A 15,726-nucleotide genomic window follows, 5' to 3' on the forward strand; every position below is an offset into this window, starting at 1 on the left:
CATGGCAGCTGTTTACAAATTCAAACCGTACAACGTTGGGCGTTGGGTCATCTGGAGCGCTTTTGCGCTGGTGTTGGTCTTCGCGCCGTTGGTGTTCACCAGCAACTTGTCGATCACCATGTTGGCGCAAATGGGCATTGCCATCATTGCCTGCCTTTCGTACAACATGCTCTTGGGTCAGGGCGGCATGCTCAGCTTTGGCCACGCGGTCTACACGGGGTTGGGCTCTTACATGGCCATCCATGCCTTGAATGCTGTCACCGGCGGCAAATTGCACATTCCCGTGAGTTTGCTGCCCATTGTGGGTGGAGTGGCCGGCATGGGCTTTGCCATCCTGCTCGGCTGGGTGACCACGCGCAAATCCGGCACCCCCTTTGCCATGATCACCTTGGGTGTGGCCGAGTTGGTGTTTGCCATGTCACTCATGTTTTCTGAGTTTTTTGGCGGGGAGGCGGGTGTTTCGGGCAACCGCGTGACCGGTGAGGCCTTCTTCGGCATCACCTATGCCCAACAAATTCAGGTTTATTACCTGATCGCTATCTACACCTTTGTGTGTGTGGCGCTCATGTATGCCTTTACCCAAACCCCTTTGGGCCGCATCCTGAATGCGGTGCGCGACAACCCCGAGCGGGTTGAGTTCATTGGTTACAACACGCAACGCGTGCGTTACTCGGCCTTCATCATTTCTGGTTTTTTTGCCGGCATTGCAGGCGGTTTGGGCGCTCTTAACTTTGAAATCGTGACGGCCGAAGTCGTGGGTGCCGGCCGTTCGGGCGCCTATCTGCTGTTCACATTCTTAGGTGGCGCAACCTTTTTCTTTGGCCCCATCATCGGGGGCATTCTGATGATCATCGCATTCGTGCTCCTGTCTGAGTTGACCAAGGCGTGGTTGTTGTACCTGGGCTTGATTTTCTTGTTCATGGTGATGTACGCACCCGGTGGCATTGCCAGTTTGATCATGATGAATTTGCGTGTTGCCAAGTTTGGCAAGTTGCGCCAACTCTGGACCACCTACTTGGCTTTGGGCGTGACAGCCATCGTGATGCTCGCAGGCGCAGGCGCCATGATTGAAATGGTCTACCACTTGCAGCTCAATTCAGCCTTAGGCGATACCGTGAAATTCATGGGTGCCAGCCTGAATGCGCGTGGTCTTGACAGCTGGTTTGGCTCAGCTTTTGTCATGCTGACCGGCCTGGGTTTGTTCGAGTTGACGCGACGCCAATTTGCCCGTGACTGGGGTGAAATCCAGACGGAAATCGAAAAAGAAATCAAGCGAAGGGAAACTGCGGTATGAGTTACGCCCTAGAACTGAAAGATGTGCGCAAGAGCTTTGGCAAAACCGAAATCATCCGTGGCGTTGATCTGGCGGTTGAGGCCGGTGAGCGGATTGCGGTGATTGGCCCCAATGGTGCGGGCAAATCCACGCTGTTCAATTTGATCAGCGGTCGATTTGGACCCACCAGCGGCGATATTTTGCTCAACGGTCAGCGCATCCAAAACAAGACGCCCTACGAGATCAACCGCATGGGCTTGTCGCGCAGCTTTCAGATCACCAACATTTTCCCCAAGTTGAGTGTTTTTGAAAATTTGCGTTGTGCTGTGCTCTGGAGCTTGGGCTACAAATACACCTTCATCAAATTTTTGTCTGGATTGAAAGATGCCAATGAGCGCACTGACCAGCTGCTGGAGATGATCCACCTGGACAAAAAGCGCGATGTCTTGGCCATGAACCTGACCTATGCCGAACAACGTGCGCTGGAAATCGGCGTGACGATCGCAGGTGGCGCCGATGTCATTTTGCTGGACGAACCGACTGCGGGCATGAGCAAAAGCGAAACCTCACGTTTCATTCAACTCATCAAAGAAGTGACTGTGGGCAAAACTTTGCTCACGGTGGAACACGATATGGGTGTGGTTTTTGGCTTGGCCGACAAAATTGCGGTGGTGGTTTACGGCGAAGTGATCGCCTTTGACACGCCCGAATTGGTTCGTGCCAATCCCAAAGTGCAGGAAGCCTACTTGGGCTCACCGGTTGCTGACAACCAAGCAGGAGGCCATTGATGCTGAAAATTGAAAACCTGCACGCTTTTTATGGCAAAAGTCATGTCTTGCATGGTGTGAATTTCGACGTGGCACCGGGTGAGATCGTGGCCCTTTTGGGCCGCAACGGTTCAGGTCGATCCACCACGGCCAAAGCCATCATGGGTTTGGTGGAGTGCCAAGGTCGAATTGACTGGAAAGGTCAAGCGATTCAAGGCAAAAAGGCCTTTGAAATCGCTCACCAAGGTTTGGGCTATGTGCCTGAAAATCGCGAGATCTTCCCCAAACTCACTGTTCATCAAAATTTGCAACTCGGTCAAAAGCGCAGTGGCAAAAATGGTCGCTGGTCATTTGAAGACATGTTCAACATGTTCCCACGGCTGAGGGAGCGCGAGCACACCGAAGCCGGCGTGCTGTCTGGCGGCGAGCAACAGATGCTGACTTTGTGCCGAACATTGATGGGCGATCCGGATCTGATCATCATCGACGAACCTACAGAAGGTCTGGCGCCCAAAATCGTTGAACTGGTCGGACAGTTTCTACAAAGCCTGAAAACTCGAGGCGTGTCTGTGCTCTTGATTGAACAAAAACTGACCATTGCCATGAACATTTCTGACCGGGCCTTGGTCATGGGTCATGGCAGCATCGTGTTTGAGGGCACCCCTGATGAACTGCGGGCCAACAATTACATCCGCAAGGAATGGCTCGAGGTCTGATCACCGTCAGGTGAGGGACGGGTCTCTGGGGCGACAAAAATTTTTTTGGTTGCCCTTTTTTTGTGCCTACAATGCCCATAAACGAACGGTCGTTCTTTTTTCATTTTCTTTCTAAGGAATTCCAGCATGACAGCTGAATACAAAGTCCACGGTGATGTCGCGGTCATCACTCTGATGAACCCGCCCGTCAACGGTTTGGGGCTGTCCACGCGTGTGGGCATCACCGATAACCTGGAAAAAGCCAACAACGACCCCGCCGTCAAGGCCATCGTCATCACCGGAGCGGGCAAGGCCTTTTCGGGCGGTGCCGACATTCGTGAATTTGGCTCTCCCAAGGCACTGCAAGAACCCAATTTGCTGAGTGTGATCCGCGCTTGCGAAAATTCAGCCAAGCCTGTTGTTGCTGCCATGCATTCGGTGGTGATGGGTGGGGGTCTTGAGCTGGCACTGGGCTGCCACTACCGAATTGCCGCACCCGGCACATCCATTGCCTTGCCTGAAGTCAAATTGGGCTTGATCCCTGGCGCAGGTGGTACGCAGCGTTTGCCCCGCGTCATCGGAGTCGAACCTGCCCTCAACATGATCGTCAGCGGCGAAGCCATCAAGAGCGAGATGCTGGCCATGTTGCCTGGCCAAAAGTTGTTCGATGCCATGGCCCAATCGGCAGAATCTTTGGCTGAAGAGGCTTTGGCGATGGCCAAAAAAGTGGCTGCGGCCCATGCCGATGGTGCGCCCATGCCCTTGGTGCGCAATTTGCCCTGCAAGCACCCCCAAGGCGACGCTTACTTTCAGTTTGCCCGCAACATGGTCAAAGGCATGGCCAAAAACCTGCCGGCTCCAGCCAAATGCGTGGATGCTGTGGAGGCGGCCACCAAGAAGAAGTTCGAAGACGGTTTGGTCTTTGAGCGCGAAATTTTCATCAATTTGATGTGGACCCCCGAGTGCCGCGCATTGCGCCACATTTTCATGGCCGACCGTGCGGCCAGCAAAATCCCTGATGTGCCCGAAGACACCCCCAAGCGCGACATCAAGAGCATCGCCGTGATCGGTGCCGGCACCATGGGCGGCGGCATCTCGATGAACTTCCTGAACGCGGGTATCCCGGTCAAGATGCTCGAGATGAAGCAAGAAGCCTTGGACCGAGGCGTTGCCACCATCCGCAAAAACTACGAAGCGCAAGTCAAAAAAGGCAAGCTCAAACAGGAAAAGTACGACGAGCGCATGGCACTGTTGTCCACCACGCTGAGCTATGACGACATCGGTCAGGCCGATTTGGTGATTGAAGCCGTGTTTGAAGAAATGGGCGTGAAAGAAGCCGTCTTCAAAGAACTGGACCGTGTGATGAAGCCCGGCGCGATTTTGGCGTCCAACACCTCCACTTTGGACGTGAACCAGATCGCTTCATTCACCAAGCGCCCACAAGACGTGGTGGGCATGCACTTCTTCAGCCCCGCCAACGTGATGAAGCTGCTGGAAGTCGTTCGTGGCGAAAAGACGGGCAAAGACGTTTTGGCCACCGTGATGGCCATCGGCAAGAAAATCAAGAAGACGTCTGTGGTGTCTGGCGTTTGCGATGGTTTCATCGGCAACCGCATGATCGAGCAGTACAGCCGCCAAGCCGGATTCCTGATCGAAGAAGGTTGCACGCCAGCCCAAGTCGACAAAGCGGTCGAAAAGTTTGGTTTTGCCATGGGCCCCTTCCGCATGGGCGATCTGGCAGGCAACGACATCGGCTGGGCCATCCGCAAGCGCCGTTACACCGAAAAGCCCAACCTCAAGTACAGCAAAACCGCTGACTTGTTGTGCGAGATGGGCCGTTATGGTCAAAAGACAGGCGCCGGCTGGTACGACTATCAGACCGGCAAACGCGATGCGATCCCGAGTAGCGTGGTGGTCGAGATGATCGAAAAACACCGCGCTCACCTCGGAATCACGCCACGCAAAATCTCAGACGAGGAAATTGTGCAGCGCTTGGTGTATTCGCTGGTCAATGAAGCCGCGCACATCCTGGAGGAGGGCATTGCCAGCAAGGCCAGCGACATCGACATGGTCTACCTGACCGGTTATGGTTTCCCGATTTGGCGCGGTGGCCCCATGAATTACGCCGACACCATCGGCTTGTTCAATGTGGCCGAAGCCATGAAGCGCTTTGCCAAGAACCCGCACGACGACGCCCAGTTTTGGCAACCCGCACCTTTGTTGGCGCGCTTGGTGGCCGAAGGCAAGACATTCAACTGATTTTTTAATTTTCGGGAAAGCGGTTTTTGGACCGTTAGCCCACATGAAAGGTTTTCATCATGACGAATGCTGTCATCGTATCCACCGCACGCACCCCATTGGCCAAGAGCTGGAAGGGTGCCTTCAACATGACCCATGGCGCCACTTTGGGCGGGCATGCCGTTCAACACGCCGTGGCCCGCGCAGGCATTGATGCCGCTGAGGTGGAGGACGTCATCATGGGTTGCGCCAGCCCCGAAGGCGCCACGGGTGCGAACATCGCACGCCAAATCGCCCTCAAGGCCGGTTTGCCCATTTCGGTATCGGGCATGACTGTGAACCGCTTTTGCTCCTCGGGCCTGCAAACCATCGCTTTGGCGGCTCAGCGCATCATTGCTGGCGAAGGCCAGGTGTATGTCGCGGGTGGCGTTGAAAGCATCTCTTGCGTCCAGCAAGAAATGAACCTGCACATGATGCAGGACTTGGCCTTGGCCAAGATGAAACCTGAGATTTACTGGAACATGCTCCAAACGGCTGAGCAAGTGGCCAAACGCTACAAAATCAGCCGTGACGTGATGGATGCGTATGGCGCAGCCAGCCAGCAAAAGGCTTGCGCTGCGCAAGCAGCAGGCTTGTTCAGTGACGAAATCGCACCCATCACCGTGACAGCGGGTGTGGTGGACAAGGTCATGGGTTTGACCACCAAGCAAGTCACAGTGAGTGTTGATGAAGGTCTGCGCGAAGGCACCACCGTCGAAGCCATCAGTGGCCTGCGCTCGGCACTGCCCGGTGGATTGGTCACAGCGGGCAATGCCAGCCAGTTTTCCGACGGTGCAGGCGCTTGCGTGTTGATGGACGAAAAGCTGGCCGAACAGCGTGGCCTCCAACCCATGGGCCGCTTCTTGGGTTTTGCGGTGGCCGGTTGTGAGCCCGATGAGATGGGCATTGGCCCGGTGTATGCCGTGCCCAAAGCCTTGGCGCGTTTGGGCCTCAGCGTCAATGACATTGACCTGTGGGAACTGAACGAAGCCTTTGCGGTGCAGGTCCTGTACTGCCGCGACAAACTGGGCATTCCAGCGGACCGTTTGAACGTCAACGGCGGCGCCATCGCGGTGGGTCACCCCTACGGCGTATCGGGCCAGCGCCTGACAGGCCATGCCTTGATCGAAGGCAAACGACGTGGTGCCAAGCGCGTGGCGGTGACCATGTGCATTGGCGGCGGCATGGGCGCCTGCGGCATTTTTGAAGTGCTGTGAGTGTGAACGGCATCGGCTGTCGCCTGGATGGCTGATGCGAACAGGGGCAGGGGGCATGATGCCTCTTGCCCTTTTTCATTTGGAAGAGACGAACCGACATGAGCTTGCGCCCCACCGTTGATTTTCTGCTCCACGACTGGCTGAAGGTGGAGACACTTCAAAGCCGCGAGCGCTTTGCCGACCATTCGCGTGAGACTTTTGACGCGGTGCTCGACACCTGCGAGCGCATCGCCCGCGAAAAATACGCCCCGTTCAACCGGCTGGTGGACACGCAAGAACCGCACTTTGATGGCGAAAAAGTCATCCTGCCCCAAGCCACGCACGAGGCTTACAAAGCCTATGCCGAATCGGGCATGCTGAGCGCCGCGCAAGACTACGAGATGGGCGGCATGCAATTGCCCTACACGGTCGAGGCCGCAGCCAACGCGTTTTTTGCCATGGCCTCGGTGAGCATCGGCTCGGGCATGCTCACCAGCGGCAACGCCAATTTGCTGATGGTGCATGGCACCGATCTGCAAAAGCAGGTGTTTGCGGCCAACGAATTTTCAGGGCGCTTTTCGGGCACCATGTGCCTGTCAGAGCCGCAAGCGGGCTCATCCCTCAGCGATGTGACGACCCGCGCCACACCCGATGGCGAAGGTTTTGAGGCCGACCCGCTGGGCGCACGTTACCGCCTCAAGGGCAACAAGATGTGGATCTCTTCGGGCGAGCACGAGCTGTCTGAGAACATCATCCATTTGGTGCTGGCCAAAATTCCGGACAGCTCAGGCCAACTGATCCCGGGTGTCAAAGGCATCTCCTTGTTCATCGTGCCTAAAAAGCTGGTGGGCGTGGATGGCCAGTTAACGGGCGAGCGCAACGACGTGGCTTTGGCCGGCTTGAACCACAAATGCGGTTGGCGTGGCACAACCAACACGCTGCTCAATTTTGGCGAAGGCAAGTACCCCGTGCGCGGTGAAGCCGGCGCAGGCTTGGACGGCGCCGGAAGCGGCGCCGTGGGCTATTTGGTCGGCAAGCCCGGCGAAGGCCTGCGTTGCATGTTCCACATGATGAACGAGGCCCGCATCGGCGTGGGCATGGCGGCCACCATGTTGGGCATGGCTGGGTTTTACGCCAGCCTGGATTACGCCAAAAACCGCCCGCAGGGCCGACCCACCGGGGCTGGGGGCAAAGACCCTGGTCGCCCGCAGGTGCGCATCATTGAGCACGCCGACATCAAACGCATGCTTTTGGCGCAAAAGGCCTACAGCGAAGGTGCGCTGGCTCTGGCTTTGTATTGCGCCCGTTTGGTGGACGAGCAGCACACCGGTCAAGCGGATGAGGCCGATGTGGCGCGTTTGCTCTTGGAGGTGCTCACGCCGATCGTCAAGAGTTTTCCAAGCGAGTGGTGTTTGGAAGCCAACAGCTTGGCCATTCAAATCCATGGCGGCTACGGTTACACCCGCGACTTTCCGGTGGAGCAGTACTGGCGCGACAACCGTCTGAACATGATCCATGAAGGCACGCACGGCATCCAGGCCATGGACCTGTTGGGCCGCAAGGTCTTGATGGAAAACGGCCGGGGCCTGAAGTTGCTGGCAGAGCGCATGCTGTCCACGGCCACCAAAGCCGAAGGCAGCTGGGGCCCAGAGGCCGCCGCCTTGCGTGATGCCCTGCAGCAAGTGGGCCAAGCCACCCAACAAGCTTGGACAGGCGCCGAGCCCGCGCAAGCGCTGGCCAACGCCGTGCCGTATTTACAGGCCTTTGGTCACACCGTGATCGCCTGGATCTGGCTCGATGTGGCTAACAGCCTCGGCAACGACAACAGCCCAGCCGCCCAAGGCCGACGCGCTGCATGCCTCTACTTCTTCCGCTACGAGCTGCCCAAGATCGGTGCTTGGCTGAATGTGGTGTGCAGCCGCGATGCGACTTGCGCCGACTTGCCCGAGGAGGCCTTTTGATGATCCGACACATCGTGATGTGGACTTTGCACGAGCAAGCTGAAGGGGCCGACAAGGCCGTCAATCTTCAAAAGGCCAAGGGGCTTTTGCTCTCTTGCGCCGAGGTGGTGCCGGGCATTCGTGCTTTTGAAGTCGCCACCGCCACCCCGGGCATGGATTGCACCAACGATTTGGTGCTGCACATGCTGCTGGATGACGCGCAGGTGCTAGCGGCTTACCAAAATCACCCCGATCATCTGGCCATCAAGCCCTTCATGAAAGCGATCGTCAAAGAGCGACGCTGCATGGATTTCATGGTCTGAACTGACGCACCCAGAAAGGATTTTTAGCATGGCACGCACCATCCAACAATTGTTCGATTTGACCGGTCAGGTCGCCTTGGTCACAGGCGGCTCTCGGGGTCTGGGCCTCCAAATGGCCCATGCCCTGGGCGAGGCCGGCGCCAAGATCATGCTCAGCTCGCGCAAAGCCGCAGACTTGGAGCAAGCCGCCGCCGAACTGCAAGCCGCAGGCATCGACGCCCGTTGGATCGCCGCCGACTGCGGCAAGGAAGAAGACATCCGACGCTTGGCGGCCGAAACCATCGAGCGCATGGGCCCGATCGACATCTTGGTCAACAACGCGGGCGCCACTTGGGGTGCCCCCGCCGAAGAACACCCCATCGCAGCATGGGACAAGGTCATGAACCTGAACGTGCGCGGGTACTTCATCCTCTCGCAAGAGGTGGCCCAGCGTTGCATGATCCCGCGTGGCAAGGGTCGCATCCTGAATGTGGCCTCCATTGCTGGGCTGGCCGGCAACCCGTCCGAAATGAAGACGATTGCCTACAACACCTCCAAAGGCGCGGTGGTCAACTTCACCCGCGCTTTGGCGGGCGAGTGGGGCGAGCACGGCATCACCGTCAACGCCATATGTCCCGGCTTTTTCCCCAGCAAAATGACCCATGGGCTCCTCGAAAAAATGGGTGCCGAAAAAATGGCCCAAGGCGCACCTTTGCGCCGTTTGGGTGACGACGAAGACCTCAAGGGCTTGGCCGTTTTGTGGGCATCTGACGCCGGCAAACACATCACCGGCCAGTGGATGGCGGTGGACGGTGGCGTCAGCGCCATCATTGGTGGTTGATTTCAGGCCATCCAACATGAGCATTCCTTTTGGCGTGAAGATTCCTTTTGTGGAGCATCTGGGTTTCACCCTCGAAAAGTTCGAAGGCGGTCGATCCGAGCTTCACCACGCACCCAAGCCAGAGCACCTCAACTCGTTTGATGTCACGCACGGCGGCGCGGTGATGGCCTTGCTGGATGTGGTCATGGCCACTGCCGCCCGCAGCGTCGAGCCCGACATGGGCGTGGTCACCATCGAGATGAAAACCAGCTTCATGCGCCCCGCCAAAGTCGCTCCAGGCCATGTGCTCAAGGCCACTGGGCAGCTGCTGCACCGCACACGCAGCATGGCTTTCACCGAAGGCAAAGTGTTCGATGCCGACGGCCAGATGTGCGCCCACGCCACGGGCACCTTCAAATATGTGGCCCGCCGCGCGGCCCAAGCACCGGCCACAGACTGAGCCATGTGCCCTTTTTATTACAGCGATACCCGCAGTTTTTGTAGAAGCGGTCTTTGACCGCGATGGACCCTCTCTTCACCATTGATCAACCAGGAAACCACCATGACCATCAACCACCGCATCGTTCTCGACAACCGCCCCCAAGGCGAAGCCACCACGGCCAACTTCAAATTGATCGAGGTGCCACTGCCCGAGCTGCAAGACGGCCAGGTTTTGGTGTGCCACCATTTCTTGAGCCTGGACCCGTACATGCGTGGCCGCATGAACGAGAGCAAAAGCTACGCCGTTCCCCAGCCCTTGGGCGAGGTCATGATCGGTGGCACCGTGGGCGAGGTGGTGGACAGCCGCCACCCCAAATTCAAAGCCGGTGACCAGGTTGTGGGCATGGGCGGCTGGCAAGAGTTCAGCGTGGTGGATGCCACGGTGCTGGGTGCGCTGCGCAAAGTCGACACCACCCACGTGCCCTTGTCGCATTACCTGGGCGCAGTCGGCATGCCCGGCGTGACCGCGTGGTACGGTTTGGTCAAGATCATTGCGCCCAAAGCCGGTGAAACCGTCACCGTGAGCGCGGCCAGCGGCGCTGTGGGCAGCGCTTATGGCGCTCTGGCCAAAGCGCGTGGTTGCCGCGTGGTGGGCATCGCAGGCGGCAAAGACAAGTGCGATTACGTGGTCAAAGAACTGGGCTTTGACGCCTGTATCGACTACAAAGAACACAAGGACTACATCAGCTTGTCCAAAGCCCTGCGCGAAGCCTGCCCGAACGGCATCGACGGCCACTTTGAAAACGTGGGCGGCATGGTTTTGGACGCGGTGATGTTGCGCACCAACGCGTTCGCACGCATCGCCGTGTGCGGCATGATCGCCGGCTACGACGGCGCGCCGCTGCCCATGGCCAACCCGGCACTGATTTTGGTCAACCGCATGAAGATCGAAGGCTTCATCGTCAGCGAACACATGGAAGTCTGGCCCGAGGCGCTGCAGGAACTGGGCACCTTGGTGGGGACCGGCAAACTGCGCCCCCGCGAATCCGTGGCCAAAGGCTTGGCGGCTGCGCCAGAGGCTTTCCTGGGACTGCTGAAAGGCAAGAACTTCGGCAAGCAACTGGTCAAGCTGGTCTGAGGCTGGCCGCATGTCCGATCTGATCTTGCACCACTACCCGACCTCGCCTTTTGCTGAAAAGGTTCGGTTGATACTGGGCCACAAGCAACTGGCCTGGAAGAGCGTATTCATCCCGATGGTCATGCCCAAGCCTGACTTGACGGCGCTCACGGGCGGTTACCGCAAAACGCCGGTGCTGCAGATCGGCGCGGACATCTACTGCGACACCGCCCTGATTGGCGATGTGTTGGAGCACATCGCCCCCACGCCTACGCTCTACCCCGAAGCCGTCCAAGGCGCGGCGCGCATCGTGGCGCATTGGGCCGACAGCGCCTTGTTCACGGCTTCGATGGCCTACAACTTCCAACCTGCGGGCGTGGCCCAAGTGTTTGCGGGCGTACCCGCTGAAGGCGTGCAGGCTTTTGTGGCCGACCGCACCGCCATGCGCGGTGGCGCAGCGCGCATGGCATCCTCGGACGCCACCAGCACTTACAAGAGCTATCTGCGCCGCATCGACAGCATGCTGCACCGTCAAGATTTTTTGTTTGGCAGCCAGCCTTGCGTGGCCGACTTTGCGGTGTATCACCCGATTTGGTTCACGCAAGAGCGCACACCCGCTTTGGCGGGCATTTTGGATGCGACGCCCGAAATTCAACGCTGGATGGCCCGCATGAAGGCCATCGGCCATGGCACTGTCGGCAAATGCAGCGCTGAAGAAGCCTTGCAAACCGCCCACAGCGCAACGCCTGTCGCCGTTCAAGCCGAGGTCTTTCAAGACGATCACGGGATCGCCCTGGGTCACCAGGTCGTGATCGCGGCTGACAACTTTGGGATGGAGCCCACCCAAGGCGAGCTGGTTGCGGCAACAAGTACCCGATACACCTTGCGCCGCAGCGACGACCGCGCGGGCACCTGCCATGTTCACTTCCCCCGCGTGGGCTTCACATTGAAAAAGGTTTCCCCATGATCGAAAACTTCAAAGGCAAAACCGCGGTCCTGACCGGTGCAGGTTCAGGCTTTGGCCTGGAATGCGCCCGCATTGGTGCCAAGCTGGGCATGAACCTGGTGTTGGTGGATGTGCAGCAAGACGCGTTGGACAAGGCCGAGGCCGAAATGACCGCCCAAGGCGCTCAGGTGCTGGCTCGCAAGGTGGACGTGTCGAACGCCCAAGCCATGGCGCAACTGGCGGCCGATGTCAAAGCACGCTTTGGCGCACCGCACTTGGTGTTCAACAACGCGGGCGTGGGGGCAGGGGGCTTGGTGTGGGAAAACTCCGTGGCCGACTGGGAGTGGGTGTTGGGTGTCAACCTCTGGGGCGTGGTGCACGGTGTGCGCCTGTTCACCCCGATGATGCTGGAGGCCGCCAAGGCCGACCCTGCTTATCGCGGCCACATCGTCAACACCGCCAGCATGGCCGGTTTGCTCACACCGCCCAACATGGGCATCTACAACGTCAGCAAACACGCTGTGGTGTCGTTGACCGAAACCCTTTACCAAGACCTGCACCTGGTCAGCGACCAGGTCAGCGCCAGCGTGCTGTGCCCTTATTTTGTGCCCACCGGCATCAGCCAAAGCCACCGCAACCGCCCAGCTGACCTGGCTGCCGACAAGCCCACCGCCAGCCAATTGATTGGGCAAGCGCAGAGCGACAAAGCGGTTGGCAGCGGCAAAGTCTCGGCCGCCGACGTGGCGCAAAAAGTGTTTGACGCGGTGGCGGCTGACCAGTTCTACATCTACAGCCACCCTCAGGCCCTGGGCAACGTGCAAAGCCGCATGGAAGCCATCGTGATGGGCAACAACCCGCCTGATCCGTTTGCCGCCCGCCCTGATGTTGGTGAGGGCCTCAGAAAAGCGCTTCGTTCGGCCTGATCCTGCTCTGAGGCACAAGGCCACAGGCGCCTTGCGTTTCCAACGCGGGGCCTTTTTACTTGTGGAAATGGCCCTCGAAACAGTGACGTACCTCGTGGCCCAGAGCCACATGGTTGGTGCGTGTCCCGGTCACGATCACACATTCTTTACTGGCCACATGCCAGACGGCACACGCCACGGGTGGCGTGATGTAAGCCTGCTCGCGGCCCATGCCAATGGATTGGGCACAGAACTGGGCCACATCCTCCCGAACCTCCCAGCGCAGTTTGACTTCTTTCATCATCCGCTGTTCTGCAGATTTGGGTGTGAAGGTTTCATATTCAGAGGCTGGGATGACACCGCCACCCATGACTTGGCATCCTGACAATGTGAGCATCAAGAAAGCGACCGCCAAGCCCTTCAAGGTCATGATAAAAGTTATGCAATATTTGCTTATGGCGAATTTCATGGTTAACTCCATCAATTGCCAATTTTAACAGTTTGTTATGACTTTAAATGGGGAAAGTTACATTGAAAATTGTTTTTTTAAATTTTGCAGTTGTTTGTTTGTATTGTTGATTCGACACGGATCGGGGCTGTCGTGCATGCATCTGGAGACAGGATCAGCGCGCAATGCATGTGGCAAACTCGTTGTTTTTTATTCCCGCAGTGACCTGAAACATGCAGAAAATCCTGGCCCAACTGGCCACTGAAATCCGAATTCGCCCTGATCAGGTCAAGACAGCAGTAGAGTTGCTGGACAGCGGCGCCACGGTCCCGTTCATCGCCCGTTACCGCAAAGAAGTGACCGATGGACTGGACGACATCCAGTTGCGTGAGCTGGAGTCGCGCTTGGGGTACTTGCGCGAGCTGGAAGAACGCCGCGCCGCTGTGATCAAAAGCATCACCGAACAGGGCAAGATGACGTCCGAATTGCTGGCAGCCATTGACGCCGCGCCCACCAAACAAGAGCTGGAAGACTTGTATTTGCCCTTCAAGCCCAAGCGCCGTACCAAGGGCATGATTGCCCGCGAAGCCGGTCTGGAGCCGCTGGCCGACAAACTGTTTGCCGACCCGCGCCTGGACCCGCATGCCGAAGCCGCCGCCTTTGTGCTGGCGGCAGGCGCGATGGAAGGTACCGACTTCACCACCACCGCCGCTGTGCTGGACGGTGTGCGCGACCTGCTGAGCGAGCGCTGGGCCGAAGACGCATCACTGGTGCAAGCCCTGCGCGAATGGCTGTGGAACGAGGGCCTTTTCAAAAGCAAGCTGGCCGATGGCAAGGACGAAAACAACGCCGATGTGTCCAAGTTCCGAGATTACTTTGACTACGACGAGCCGATGGGTCGCGTGCCCAGCCACCGCGCTTTGGCGGTGTTTCGCGGTCGTGCACTCGAAATGCTCGACGCCAAGCTGGTGCTGCCCGTCGAGCCTGAGCCCGGCAAACCGAGCATCGCCGAAGGCAAGATCGCGCTGCACCTGGGCTGGAGCCATGCGGCCCGCCCCTCGGACGACCTGATCCGCAAATGCGTGGCCTGGACTTGGCGCGTGAAGTTGAGCCTGTCCACCGAGCGCGATTTGTTCACCCGTTTGCGCGAAGAGGCCGAAAAAGTCGCCATCAAGGTGTTTGCCGACAACTTGCGCGACTTGCTGTTGGCCGCGCCCGCTGGCCCGCGCGTGGTCATGGGCCTGGACCCGGGCATCCGCACCGGCGTGAAAGTCGCGGTGGTCGACGCCACCGGCAAACTGGTCGACACGGCCACCGTCTACCCCCATGAGCCGCGCAAGGATTGGGAGGGTTCACTCTTCACACTGGCCAAGCTGTGTGAAAAGCACCAGGTCAACCTGATCGCCATTGGCAACGGCACAGCCAGCCGTGAGACCGACAAACTGGCGGGCGACCTGATCAAGCAATTGGCCAAGTTGCGCGAGGGCGTGGAGATTCAGAAGGTGGTGGTCAGCGAGGCGGGCGCTTCGGTGTACTCGGCCAGTGAATTCGCCTCTCAGGAGATGCCCGATGTGGACGTGAGCCTGCGCGGCGCGGCATCCATTGCCCGTCGCTTGCAAGACCCGCTGTCAGAGTTGGTCAAGATCGACCCCAAAGCGATCGGCGTGGGCCAGTACCAGCACGATGTGAACCAAAGCGAGCTGGCCAAAACCCTGGACGCGGTGGTGGAAGACTGCGTGAACTCGGTGGGCGTCGACCTCAACACCGCCAGCGTGCCCTTGCTCACCCGCGTGTCGGGCTTGTCGGGCAGCGTGGCCAAGGCTGTGGTGCGCTGGCGCGATGCCAACGGCGTGTTCAAGTCCCGCCAAGACTTGCTCAAAGTGACGGGTTTGGGTGCCAAGACCTTTGAACAAAGTGCGGGCTTTTTGCGCATTCGCGGCGGCGACAACCCGTTGGACATGACGGGCGTTCACCCCGAAACCTACCCGGTGGTCGAGCAAATCATCGTCAAAACCGCCAAGCCCATTCAGGACATCATGGGCCGCTCGGATGTGCTCAAAACGCTCAAGCCTGAGCTGTTTGTGAACGATAAATTCGGTGCCATCACCATCAAAGACATTCTGGGTGAGCTGGAAAAACCGGGCCGCGACCCGCGACCCGACTTCAAAGTGGCTCGCTTGGCCGACGGCGTGGAAGACATCAAAGACCTGAAAGAAGGCATGACCTTGGAGGGCACCGTGAGCAACGTGGCCCAGTTTGGCGCGTTTGTGGACCTGGGCGTGCACCAGGACGGCTTGGTCCATGTGAGCCAGCTGGCCAACAAGTTTGTGAGCGACGCCCGCGAAGTGGTCAAGACCGGCGACATCGTCAAGGTCAAGGTGCTTGAAGTCGACGTGGCCCGCAAGCGCATCAGCCTGACCATGAAGCTCGATGCTGCGCCCACAAGGCGGGATGGCCCCAGAGACAACAAGTTTGAAGGGGCAGGGCGCGAGCAGCGCCAGCGAGGCGGTGGCAGTTACACCTCGCCCCCCACAGCTTCGACCTCATCGGGCTCGGCCATGGCCAGTGCTTTTGCCAAGTTACAAGACCTCAAGAAGTAAGC

14 protein-coding genes are annotated in these 15,726 nt (G+C 58.5%); 13 read left to right on the forward strand and 1 reads right to left on the reverse strand.

What is annotated here, in order from left to right:
* Position 1 precedes the first annotated feature (1 nt).
* The 12 genes from B472_RS00430 to B472_RS00485 all read left to right on the forward strand — a co-directional run bounded on the left by B472_RS00430 (position 2) and on the right by B472_RS00485 (position 12,697).
* Positions 2 to 1,294 carry a branched-chain amino acid ABC transporter permease gene (locus B472_RS00430; RefSeq protein ID WP_019427844.1) on the forward strand — a complete coding sequence of 431 codons (1,293 nt, stop codon included), beginning with the start codon at positions 2 to 4 and terminating at the stop codon, positions 1,292 to 1,294.
* Positions 1,291 to 2,061: an ABC transporter ATP-binding protein gene (locus tag B472_RS00435; RefSeq protein ID WP_019427845.1), complete on the forward strand. Its 771-nt coding sequence runs from the start codon at positions 1,291 to 1,293 to the stop codon at positions 2,059 to 2,061. The genes B472_RS00430 and B472_RS00435 overlap by 4 nt, the downstream gene beginning before the upstream one ends.
* Entirely contained in the window at positions 2,061 to 2,756 is a 696-nt protein-coding gene (locus tag B472_RS00440; RefSeq protein WP_019427846.1) for an ABC transporter ATP-binding protein, read from the forward strand. Before B472_RS00435 ends, B472_RS00440 begins: the two co-directional genes overlap by 1 nt.
* Positions 2,757 to 2,882: 126 nt before the next feature.
* A complete protein-coding gene (locus tag B472_RS00445) occupies positions 2,883 to 4,994 on the forward strand; it encodes a 3-hydroxyacyl-CoA dehydrogenase NAD-binding domain-containing protein (RefSeq protein WP_019427847.1) in 2,112 nt (703 codons plus the stop codon).
* 59 nt (positions 4,995 to 5,053) lie between these two features.
* Positions 5,054 to 6,229, forward strand: coding sequence for an acetyl-CoA C-acyltransferase (locus tag B472_RS00450; RefSeq protein WP_019427848.1), 1,176 nt, complete (start codon positions 5,054 to 5,056; stop codon positions 6,227 to 6,229).
* A 98-nt stretch (positions 6,230 to 6,327) separates the two neighbouring features.
* A complete protein-coding gene (locus tag B472_RS00455) occupies positions 6,328 to 8,169 on the forward strand; it encodes an acyl-CoA dehydrogenase (protein ID WP_019427849.1) in 1,842 nt (613 codons plus the stop codon).
* The gene (locus B472_RS00460; protein WP_019427850.1) at positions 8,169 to 8,471 is read left to right on the forward strand and encodes a Dabb family protein; all 303 of its coding nucleotides are present in this window, start codon (positions 8,169 to 8,171) and stop codon (positions 8,469 to 8,471) included. The genes B472_RS00455 and B472_RS00460 overlap by 1 nt, the downstream gene beginning before the upstream one ends.
* A gap of 28 nt (positions 8,472 to 8,499) precedes the next feature.
* Positions 8,500 to 9,291 carry an SDR family oxidoreductase gene (locus B472_RS00465; protein WP_019427851.1) on the forward strand — a complete coding sequence of 264 codons (792 nt, stop codon included), beginning with the start codon at positions 8,500 to 8,502 and terminating at the stop codon, positions 9,289 to 9,291.
* A 16-nt stretch (positions 9,292 to 9,307) separates the two neighbouring features.
* A complete protein-coding gene (locus B472_RS00470) occupies positions 9,308 to 9,730 on the forward strand; it encodes a PaaI family thioesterase (protein ID WP_019427852.1) in 423 nt (140 codons plus the stop codon).
* A gap of 102 nt (positions 9,731 to 9,832) precedes the next feature.
* Entirely contained in the window at positions 9,833 to 10,849 is a 1,017-nt protein-coding gene (locus B472_RS00475) for an NADP-dependent oxidoreductase (RefSeq protein ID WP_026039710.1), read from the forward strand.
* A gap of 10 nt (positions 10,850 to 10,859) precedes the next feature.
* The gene (locus B472_RS00480; RefSeq protein ID WP_019427854.1) at positions 10,860 to 11,795 is read left to right on the forward strand and encodes a glutathione S-transferase family protein; all 936 of its coding nucleotides are present in this window, start codon (positions 10,860 to 10,862) and stop codon (positions 11,793 to 11,795) included.
* On the forward strand, positions 11,792 to 12,697 hold the full coding sequence (locus B472_RS00485) for an SDR family oxidoreductase (protein ID WP_019427855.1): 906 nt from the start codon (positions 11,792 to 11,794) through the stop codon (positions 12,695 to 12,697). Before B472_RS00480 ends, B472_RS00485 begins: the two co-directional genes overlap by 4 nt.
* Before the next feature lie 55 nt (positions 12,698 to 12,752).
* Here the strand turns inward: B472_RS00485 and B472_RS00490 are convergent, their stop codons facing one another.
* On the reverse strand, positions 12,753 to 13,145 hold the full coding sequence (locus B472_RS00490) for a hypothetical protein (RefSeq protein ID WP_238147351.1): 393 nt from the start codon (positions 13,143 to 13,145) through the stop codon (positions 12,753 to 12,755).
* A gap of 212 nt (positions 13,146 to 13,357) precedes the next feature.
* Between B472_RS00490 and B472_RS00495 the strand changes: the two genes are divergently transcribed.
* Positions 13,358 to 15,724 carry a Tex family protein gene (locus B472_RS00495; RefSeq protein ID WP_019427857.1) on the forward strand — a complete coding sequence of 789 codons (2,367 nt, stop codon included), beginning with the start codon at positions 13,358 to 13,360 and terminating at the stop codon, positions 15,722 to 15,724.
* Positions 15,725 to 15,726 lie beyond the last annotated feature (2 nt).

Source organism: Limnohabitans sp. Rim28, assembly GCF_000293865.2.
GTDB lineage: Bacteria > Pseudomonadota > Gammaproteobacteria > Burkholderiales > Burkholderiaceae_C > Limnohabitans_A.

What these genes read in the sequence shown, in the direction of transcription:
- B472_RS00475 (WP_026039710.1), top strand. Translation starts at nt 9,833, where the DNA reads ATGACCATCAACCACCGCATCGTTCTCGACAACCGCCCCCAAGGCGAA.
- B472_RS00465 (WP_019427851.1), top strand. Translation starts at nt 8,500, where the DNA reads ATGGCACGCACCATCCAACAATTGTTCGATTTGACCGGTCAGGTCGCC.
- B472_RS00490 (WP_238147351.1), bottom strand. Translation starts at nt 13,145, where the DNA reads ATGAAATTCGCCATAAGCAAATATTGCATAACTTTTATCATGACCTTG.
- B472_RS00435 (WP_019427845.1), top strand. Translation starts at nt 1,291, where the DNA reads ATGAGTTACGCCCTAGAACTGAAAGATGTGCGCAAGAGCTTTGGCAAA.
- B472_RS00445 (WP_019427847.1), top strand. Translation starts at nt 2,883, where the DNA reads ATGACAGCTGAATACAAAGTCCACGGTGATGTCGCGGTCATCACTCTG.
- B472_RS00430 (WP_019427844.1), top strand. Translation starts at nt 2, where the DNA reads ATGGCAGCTGTTTACAAATTCAAACCGTACAACGTTGGGCGTTGGGTC.
- B472_RS00440 (WP_019427846.1), top strand. Translation starts at nt 2,061, where the DNA reads ATGCTGAAAATTGAAAACCTGCACGCTTTTTATGGCAAAAGTCATGTC.
- B472_RS00485 (WP_019427855.1), top strand. Translation starts at nt 11,792, where the DNA reads ATGATCGAAAACTTCAAAGGCAAAACCGCGGTCCTGACCGGTGCAGGT.
- B472_RS00495 (WP_019427857.1), top strand. Translation starts at nt 13,358, where the DNA reads ATGCAGAAAATCCTGGCCCAACTGGCCACTGAAATCCGAATTCGCCCT.
- B472_RS00455 (WP_019427849.1), top strand. Translation starts at nt 6,328, where the DNA reads ATGAGCTTGCGCCCCACCGTTGATTTTCTGCTCCACGACTGGCTGAAG.
- B472_RS00450 (WP_019427848.1), top strand. Translation starts at nt 5,054, where the DNA reads ATGACGAATGCTGTCATCGTATCCACCGCACGCACCCCATTGGCCAAG.
- B472_RS00470 (WP_019427852.1), top strand. Translation starts at nt 9,308, where the DNA reads ATGAGCATTCCTTTTGGCGTGAAGATTCCTTTTGTGGAGCATCTGGGT.
- B472_RS00480 (WP_019427854.1), top strand. Translation starts at nt 10,860, where the DNA reads ATGTCCGATCTGATCTTGCACCACTACCCGACCTCGCCTTTTGCTGAA.
- B472_RS00460 (WP_019427850.1), top strand. Translation starts at nt 8,169, where the DNA reads ATGATCCGACACATCGTGATGTGGACTTTGCACGAGCAAGCTGAAGGG.